7 protein-coding genes are annotated in these 7,963 nt (G+C 74.8%); 2 read left to right on the plus strand and 5 right to left on the minus strand.

Annotation, left to right across the window (positions count from 1 at the left end):
* The 3 genes from ACYVPE_RS38435 to rsgA form a co-directional block, all read right to left on the minus strand.
* Positions 1–1,181 (minus strand): hypothetical protein (locus ACYVPE_RS38435; protein WP_461038483.1); only part of this gene is annotated, 1,181 nt, incomplete at its 3' end.
* The gene (locus ACYVPE_RS38440; protein ID WP_461038484.1) at positions 1,171–2,010 is read right to left on the minus strand and encodes a hypothetical protein; all 840 of its coding nucleotides are present in this window, start codon (positions 2,008–2,010) and stop codon (positions 1,171–1,173) included. The genes ACYVPE_RS38435 and ACYVPE_RS38440, both read right to left, overlap by 11 nt.
* 184 nt (positions 2,011–2,194) lie before the next feature.
* The gene (gene rsgA, locus ACYVPE_RS38445; RefSeq protein WP_461038485.1) at positions 2,195–3,283 is read right to left on the minus strand and encodes a ribosome small subunit-dependent GTPase A; all 1,089 of its coding nucleotides are present in this window, start codon (positions 3,281–3,283) and stop codon (positions 2,195–2,197) included.
* A 289-nt stretch (positions 3,284–3,572) separates the two neighbouring features.
* On the opposite strand from rsgA, the gene ACYVPE_RS38450 reads away from it, so the two are divergent.
* Positions 3,573–4,025, plus strand: a complete 453-nt coding sequence (locus ACYVPE_RS38450; protein ID WP_461038486.1) for a GNAT family N-acetyltransferase — start codon at positions 3,573–3,575, stop codon at positions 4,023–4,025.
* Positions 4,026–4,378: 353 nt separating this feature from the next.
* Here the strand turns inward: ACYVPE_RS38450 and ACYVPE_RS38455 are convergent, their stop codons facing one another.
* Both ACYVPE_RS38455 and ACYVPE_RS38460 read right to left on the minus strand, forming a co-directional pair.
* Complete coding sequence (locus ACYVPE_RS38455) at positions 4,379–5,464, minus strand: sigma-70 family RNA polymerase sigma factor (protein ID WP_461038487.1); 1,086 nt, start codon at positions 5,462–5,464, stop codon at positions 4,379–4,381.
* A 148-nt stretch (positions 5,465–5,612) separates the two neighbouring features.
* Entirely contained in the window at positions 5,613–6,122 is a 510-nt protein-coding gene (locus tag ACYVPE_RS38460) for a hypothetical protein (RefSeq protein ID WP_461038488.1), read from the minus strand.
* A gap of 183 nt (positions 6,123–6,305) precedes the next feature.
* Here ACYVPE_RS38460 and ACYVPE_RS38465 point away from each other — a divergent pair, with 183 nt between their 5' ends.
* The gene (locus ACYVPE_RS38465) at positions 6,306–7,823 is read left to right on the plus strand and encodes a protein kinase domain-containing protein (protein ID WP_461038489.1); all 1,518 of its coding nucleotides are present in this window, start codon (positions 6,306–6,308) and stop codon (positions 7,821–7,823) included.
* Positions 7,824–7,963: the final 140 nt, after the last annotated feature.

Raw genomic sequence — 7,963 nt, forward strand, 5'->3', positions numbered from 1 at the left:
CCTAAGACCGCTTGGCCTGCGACTTGGCCGGCGGCTCCGCCGGCCGCCGGGCCGCCGCGGGCGCCGTGCGTGGACATGCCCTCGCGGACCAGGCTGGCGGGGGTGGAGACGGCGGCGCGGGCGGCGCGGCTCGACGTGTCCTGGCGCATGGCGCGGTGGTTGACGATCTCGTCGCCGAAGCCGGGGACGAAGCGGTAGATCATGGCGGAGGCGAAGATGGCCAGGATGATGATGGCCAGCCCGGAGATGATGGCCGAGACGGCGGTGGGGCCGCCCTCCTCGCCGGTGGTGAGGGCGGCGGCGAGGCCGAGGACGATGGCGATGACCGGCTTGATGAGGATGACGGCGATCATGATGCCGGCCCAGCCGCGGACGTGGCCCCACAGGTTCTTGTCGACGAGCCCCGAGTAGACGGCGGTGCCGAGGAGCGCGCCGACGTACAGCATGGCGGCGCGGATGACGAGTTCGAGGGCGAGGACGCCGGCCGCCAGGATCGAGATCAGCGAGACGACGATCAGCATGATGGGGCCGCCGCCGATGTTCTCGCCGGCCTCCAGGGCCGCCGCGAAGTCCCCGAAGAACGATGCCGAGTTGTCGCCGGTGCCGGAGACGATGGCGTCGGTGACGTTGTCGGTGGCGGAGACCACCACGTAGAGGATCAGCGGCGTGAAGGCGGAGGCCATCACGGTGAGCCAGAGGTAGCCGATGGCCTCGGAGAGCGCGGTGGTGAACGGGACGCCGCGGATGGCGCGTTTGACGATCGCGAGCAGCCAGAGGACGAGCGTGAGGACCGTCGAGGCGGCGAAGACGACGGCGTACTGGCGCAGGAACGAGGTGTTGGTGAAGTCGACGTTGGTGGTCGAGTTGACCAGGTCGGACAGCTCGTTGACGATCCAGGCGGCGGCGTCGGCGCAGCCCTGGGCGAGTGAGGAGAGCGGGTCGAGGTTGGCGTTGATCTCGGGGCCGCCGTCGCCGCCTCCGCCGTCCTCGGGGTTGCCCTGGCAGATGTCCCGTGCCTGGCCGCTGAGATGGCCGCAGCCGTCGTCGGACTCGGCGGCCGTGGCGCGGGTGGCGAGGGCCGTGCCGAGGGCGAGGAGCCCGCTGAGGCCGCCGGCGAGCGCGGCGAGCCTGGCGGCCCACGGGCCGACGCGTGCCCGGTGGCGGTGCTGGTCAGCGCGCATAGGTAAACCCGCCGAACTGCTCGACCGCATCGGCCATCTCCTCTGCCGTTGAGGCGCGTTGGTCCCGTCCGACCGGAGCGGGCCCCTCTTGCTCGTCGAAGTCGGTGATCTTCCAGTCGTTCTCGACCCAGACGAGGTCGTAGGTGGCCGTGTACCAGCCTTCGGTGACCGGGTTTCTGGAGTCGGCGCCGGCGAGGCCGAACAGGGTGGAGTACCAGACGGCGACGCGGGCTGTGGTGCCGTCGAACTCCACGGTGTTGGTGCCGACCGGGTTGACGCGGGCGACGAAGGTGGTGCCGCTTGGCGCGGTGCCGACTTCGGAGAGGCCGATGCGGGTGAGGAACTGCGGGTCGGTGTACGTCCGTTCGTACTCGGCGGCCTGGGCGGCGGCGACGTCGGGGGCGTAGACCGTGTTCACGATGGTGGGGCGGCGTTGCGGGTCGAACATCTCGGTGCCGCCGAGCGCCACGGCGTAGTTGGTGGCGGCGCTCTGGGCGCCCTGCTCCGTCTGCGGGTGGCCGACGGGGATGCCGTTGGTCGAGGTGTCCACCGGGGGCTCGCCGCTCGGCGCGGTGGCCTGGGCGCGGTCGGGGCTCCCGCCTTCGCCGGAACCGCCGTTGTCGCTTTCGCCGCCGTCGCCGCCGGTTCGGCTGGCGAACACGATGGCGCCGAGCAGCAGGACGACGACGCCGATGATGGCGGCCAGGCTGCGGCCGGTGGAGGCGGGTTGGCGCCGGGTGCCGGACTCGCGCTGCTCGGGCAGGCGGGTGCGGGTGCCGGCGGAGCCGCCGCCGGCGCGCGTGTCCTCGTAGTCGTCGCCGTAGCTCATGTCGCGCCCCCTCAACCCGGCTGCGAGTCTATTACCTACACCCCCTGACGTTAGCGTCCTCAACTGACGTTCGGCCCCTGGGAATCCCCAGTTGATGCGGGTGAAGGTGGCATGGGCGTCGCATGGAGGCACGGTGGGGTGGGTGCGCCCGGCGGGCCGGGCGCACCCGGGGGTCGACGCCGGGTCAGGGGCGTTGGTCGCGGTGCTGGTAGGTGGCGCGCAGGTGGCGGGTGATGGCCTTGCGTTCCGCGGTGCGTTGGGCGCGGAGTCGGGCGTCGTCGCGGGACGCGGCCCAGGCGGATTCGCGCAGCAGCTTGCGGTAGCTGTCGAGCCGCCGCTCCGGCAGGGTGCCGTCCTCGACGGCGGCGAGCACGGCGCAGCCGGGTTCGGTTCGGTGGGCGCAGTCGGCGAAGCGGCAGTGCAGGGCGAGTCGGGTGATCTCGGCGAAGACCTGCTCGATGCCGTCGCCGGTGTCCTGGAGCCCGACGGCGCGGAGGCCGGGGGTGTCGATGAGGACGCCGCCGGCGGGGAGCGGCAGCAGCTCGCGGTGGACGGTGGTGTGCCGGCCCCTGCCGTCCTGTTCGCGGACGTGGCCGGTGGCGAGGAGTTCCTCGCCGAGCAGGGCGTTGCCGAGGCTCGACTTGCCGGCGCCCGAGGGGCCGAGCAGCACGACGGTGCCGGTCAGGACGGCGGCCAGGGTGTCGAGGCCCTCGCCGGTGGTGGCGCTGGTGAGGAGGACGTCGACGCCGGGGGCGAGCGCGGAGAACTCCGTGAGGGTCTCGGCGGGGTCGCGGTCGGCGAGGTCGGCCTTGGTGAGGGCGATGACGGGTTGGGCGCCGCTCTCCCAGGCGAGGGCGAGGAGCCGCTCGACGAGCCCCGGCGCGGCGCGGCCGGCGAGGGAGACGGCGACGGCGACGGTGTCGACGTTGGCGGCCAGCGCCTGGGCGTGGGAGCCGCGGCCGGCCGAGGCGCGGGTGATGGCGGTGCGGCGGGGGAGCAGCGCGGCCAACTCGGGGGTGGGACCTGGGCGCAGCGCGGCCCAGTCGCCGGTGCAGGGGGGTGCGGCGCGCTGGTCGGTGGCGGCGTGCACGGTGCCGGTGGCGGTGACCGCGGTGGCGCGGCCGCGGTCCACCCGCACGACGCGGGCGGGGTGGAGGCCGGCGGCGGCGTGCTCGGTGAAGGCGGCCGCCAGGTCGGCGTTCCAGCCGTAGGCGGCGAGGGAGTGCCCGGTGGGTGGGAGGGGTGGGAAGGGTGAGGCCTGAGACGAAGTCAACGGAGGGATCCCTGGGTCGGGAGGGCCCGCGGAGTGGGTGGGGGCGGCGCTCAGCCGCGCCCGGCCGGGGCCCGGAACGGGAGGTTGGGGCGGAGGTCGCGCAGGGCGGCGACAGGCGACGCGGCCATCAACCTCACCTCCTTCGGGCTCTCGAACCGGCTGCTTCCGTCGTGTGACGCGGTGAGGCTAGCACCGGTGGCCGGGTGGGCGCACCGGCTTTTCCCGCGCGGTGGTGGCGGGGTGTCCGAGGGGCGGAACGCGCTGGTGGGAGGCGTGCGGGCGTGTTGGGATGGCCGCCATGGACGAGCTGACCCGGGTGGGCGAACCGACAGTGCGGGCCGCGGTGGCCGCGGACGCCGCGGCCGTGCTGGCCTTCTGGCGGGAGGCGGCCGAGGGCGTGAGCATCAGCGACGACCTCGAAGGGGTCGGCCGGTTGATCGCCAGGGACCCGGAGGCGCTGCTGCTTGCCGAGCGGGACGGGGTGCTGGTGGGCACGGTGATCGCCGGCTTCGACGGCTGGCGCTGCCACCTCTACCGGCTGGCGGTCGCGCCGGTGTGCCGGCGGCAGGGCGTGGCGAAGGCGCTGCTGGCCGCGGCGGAGCGGCGGTTCGCCGCGCTCGGCGGCCGGCGGGCGGACGCCATGGTGCTGCACCACAACGAGCTCGCGCACCCGGCCTGGGCGGCCGGCGGCTACCGGCCGCAGCCGGAGTGGGAACGCTGGGTCAAGCCGTTGGCCGGCTGAGCCCACGTCAGGTGCCCGGCGTCGTACGGCGGGTGCGCGGGTGTCAGGGGTGTGCGGTGGAGTCGATGGGGCGGGCTCGATGAGTTCGACCGGTGTGGCGGGTCTCCTTGGGTATGGGTGGCGTGGAGTTCGTGGTGTGGGGGCCGGTGGCGCGGGCCGATGTGCCCGGCCTGTGCGAGCGGTTCGGGGCGGCCGTCGCGGCGGGTGACGCGGCGGGTGACGGTGGCCGGGTGCTAGTCGATCTGCGGGCGCTCGACCGCCCGGGGCCGACCGCGGTGGAGACCGTCAGCCGGCTGGCGCTCACGGCGAGGCGACTCGACCGCCAGGTGACGTTCACCGGCGTCGACGACGGATTACGACGGCTGCTCGCCTTCCTCGGGCTCGCCGAGCTCCTGGCCGACGGGGCCGACCCGGTGGGCCCCGGCGAACCCCGGGTCGACGACGGCCCCGGCCGGCAGGCGCTCGGGCAGCCCGAACAGCGGGAAGAACCGCTCGGTGTCAAGGAAGGCGTTGATGCCGGTGATCCGGCCCCCTGACACCTCGAGGACCTGCAGCGCCCACGGGACGTGCCCGCCGTCCGGTGCCGGCCGGTACTGGCCGAACGCCGGGCTGCCGTTGGCCCACGTCGGTATCAGCCGGGAGCCGGCGCAGCCTATGCCCGGGCCGGCCATCCAGTCCCGCACGTCGGAGCTGCCGCGCACCCACAGGTCGTAGGGCGGCATGGACAGCATCGCGTCCTCGTGCAGCAGGGCGGTGAGCGCGTCCAGGTCGTAGCGCTCGAAGGCGTCCAGATAGCGGGCGAGCAGCTCCCGGTGCTCGGGGGAGAGCGGCTCGGCCGGATCGGCGGCCGAGGCGCCGGTGGCGGCCAGGGTGGCCCTGGCGCGCTGGAGGGCGCTGTTCACCGAGGCGACGGTGGTGTCGAGGAGCTCGGCGACCTCGCTGGCCTTCCAGCTCAGCACCTCGCGCAGGATCAGCACCGCGCGCTGGCGCGGCGCCAGGTGCTGGAGGGCGGCCACGAAGGCCAGCCGGACGGACTCGCGGGCCTCGGCGGTCTCGGCCGGGTCGGCGGTGAGGGTGCGGCTGTCGGGCATGGGCTCGATCCAGGCGGTCTCGGCGAGCGGCGGGCCAAGCACCGCCGAGGCGGTCGGGGTGGGCGACGACAGGTCCATCGGGCGGGCCCGGCGGCCACTCCCGCTGAGCATGGTGAGGCAGACGTTGGTGGCGATGCGGTAGAGCCAGGAGCGGAGCGAGGAGCGGCCCTCGAAGCGGTCGAGACCACGCCAGGCCCGCACCAGCGTCTCCTGCACCGCGTCCTCCGCCTCGAAGGCCGAGCCGAGCATGCGGTAGCAGTGCGCCGTGAGCTCCCTGCGGTGCCGCTCCAGCTGCTGCGCGGTGGGTTTCTCGCCGGCCTTCTCGCTGGTCGTCGTGGGTGTCGTCATGACCTGATCGCTCCCTCGGGATGACCGGGACGCTCGCCCGTCCCATGTCCGGCCCACCATAACGAGGGGGTCTGACAACGGCGGGTTTCCACGCGGCGGCGCCCGCCACGGGGGCCAGCCACGGGGCCCCGCCACGGCGCGCGCCGCGTCAACCGCGGAGCTCGCCCGCGATGTCCTCGGCCTCCGCCCGGGTGTAGGTGCCGGCCAGGCTCGCGGTGCCGTACCCGTCGGGCCCCGCGAGCACCCCGGCCGACAGCAGCCGGTCGCCGGAGAGGAAGGCCAGCTGGCCGCGCGGGTAGGGCTCGAGGCGCACCCGGGCGGAGAGCGCGCGGAGCGCCGCCGCGTCGTCCTGGCGGAACGTGACCCGGACCGCCCACAGATCGGTGGCCGGCTCCGGCACGGCCTCGGCCTCCGCCACGTCCCGCACCGTGAGCCCGCCGTCCAGGTCGACCACCCGGCACAGGAAGTGGGTGGCGTCGTAGAACGCGTTGGACTGCGCCGTCGGGCAGGAGGAGGCGAGGTGCTGGGAGGTCACCTGCGCTATCCGCAGCGCCCGCTCCTCGGCCGTCGACTCGGTGAGCGGCGCGTTCCGCGCCAGCGTCACGGCGAGGAACGACAGGGCCCCACCGAGCACGCACAGCGCCGCCGCGGCCAGCATCGGGCCCGAAGGGCGCGGGTCGGTCGGGGGCGGTCTGTCCCGACGTGGGACGGTTGGCCCGCTGCCGTTCATCACCGGTCCCCTCCCGTCCCCCTCCCGGGGGCCCCTGTGCCGCATAAAGTTAGCGGTACCGATGGCCTGTGCGCAGGTGGGTCGGAGATACGGGATCAGGGGGTTCGTGGGATGCGTGACCGGGTTCTCGACGGCCGTTACCGGCTTGGGCGGCAGCTGGGCGCCGGGGCCATGGGCACCGTGTGGGAGGCGCTCGACCTGCGCCTGGAGCGGACCGTGGCCGTCAAGGTGGTGGGCTCAGTCGCCGTGGGGCGCGATCCGCGCGCCAGGGAGCGGTTCGAGCGGGAGGCGAAGCTGCTCGCCGGGCTCACCAGCCCCTTCATCGTGACGGTGCACGACGTGGGCGAGGCCCGGTTCGAGGGCGACCCCGACCCGGTCCTCTACCTGGTGATGGAGCGGCTCCGCGGCCGCTCCCTCGACCAGGTGCTGGCCGAGGAGCTGCCGCCGCTGGTCGAGGTGGCCCGCTGGGGCGAGCAGATCTGCCGGGCGCTCTCGGTGGCGCACGAGGCGGGCGTGGTGCACCGGGACCTGAAGCCGGCCAACGTGATGGTCGGCCCCGACGGACTCGCCCGGGTGCTGGACTTCGGGATCGCCGCGGTGCTCGCCGAGGCCACCGACCACGCCAGGCTCACCTCGACGGGCGTCGTCGTCGGCACGCCCGCCTACATGTCGCCCGAGCAGATCGAGGGCCGGGCGGTGGCCGCCAGCACCGACCTGTACGCGGCGGGCTGCCTGCTGTACGCGCTGACCACGGGCCGGCCGCCGTTCCACGGTGCGTCCCTCTACCAACTGCTGCGGCAGCAGCTGGAGTCGACCCCGGCCGCGCCTGGCACGCTGCGGGCCGGGGTGCCGCCCGAGTGGGACGCGCTGGTGCTGGCCATGATGGCCAAGGAGCCGGCGGGCCGGCCGGAGAGCGCGGAGGCCGTCGCCGATCGGCTGCGGGAGCTCGGCGGCCTCGCCGCCGGCACGTTGTCGGCGGCGCCGGTCGCGCGGTCGAGCTACGAGCCGACCAGGGTCGACCCGCGGTCGGTGCTGCTCGCCGCCTGCCCGTGGTCGGAGGGCGGCCGGCTCCCGCTGGCCACCGGCCAGCGGATGCGGCTCGCGGACGTGCTGCCGGGCGGCGACACCTTCGCCGTCGGCCTGCGCGGCGAGGCCGCGGCGGACGGCCCCGCGCTGGCCCTCGACCCGAGCGCGCTGGTGCTCGACGAGGACGGCCGGGTGCTGACCGACGACCACTTCGTCTTCTTCAACAACACCGACCCGGCGGGCGTCGGGGTCCGCCTGGAGGGCGGCGAACCCGAGGCGTGGTTCACGATCCGCCTCCCCGAGCTGCCGGCCGCGGCCGAACGGATCGTCTTCACGCTGTCCGTGGACGAGGACCAGACGCCGGGCCGCGACCTGTCGGAGGCCGGCCTGCTGCACGCCAGGCTCGTCGACCCGGCCACCGACCACGAACTGCTCTGCTACGGCTTCCCGGCCGGGCCGGCCGGCGCGACAGGACTGACCGTGGGCGAACTCGCCCGCGAGGAGGACGGCTGGTGGTTCGCGGCGGCCAGCGTGGCGTTCGACGGCGGGCTGGCGGAGATCGCGGAGAGCCACGGGGTGGCGGTGGAGGCGGAGGCCGGCTAGCCGGCCGTTGGTTGGCCGGGGCGTTCTGCCCCACCCACCCACCCGCCCTCACTGGCGCTCCGCGCGGGGTTCCCCGCCCGCCCACCCCGGACGCGATCCGCGCGGATGCCCGGCTGCGCCGGGCGGCGGCTGCGCCGCCG

The organism is Streptomyces mayteni, assembly GCF_054783955.1.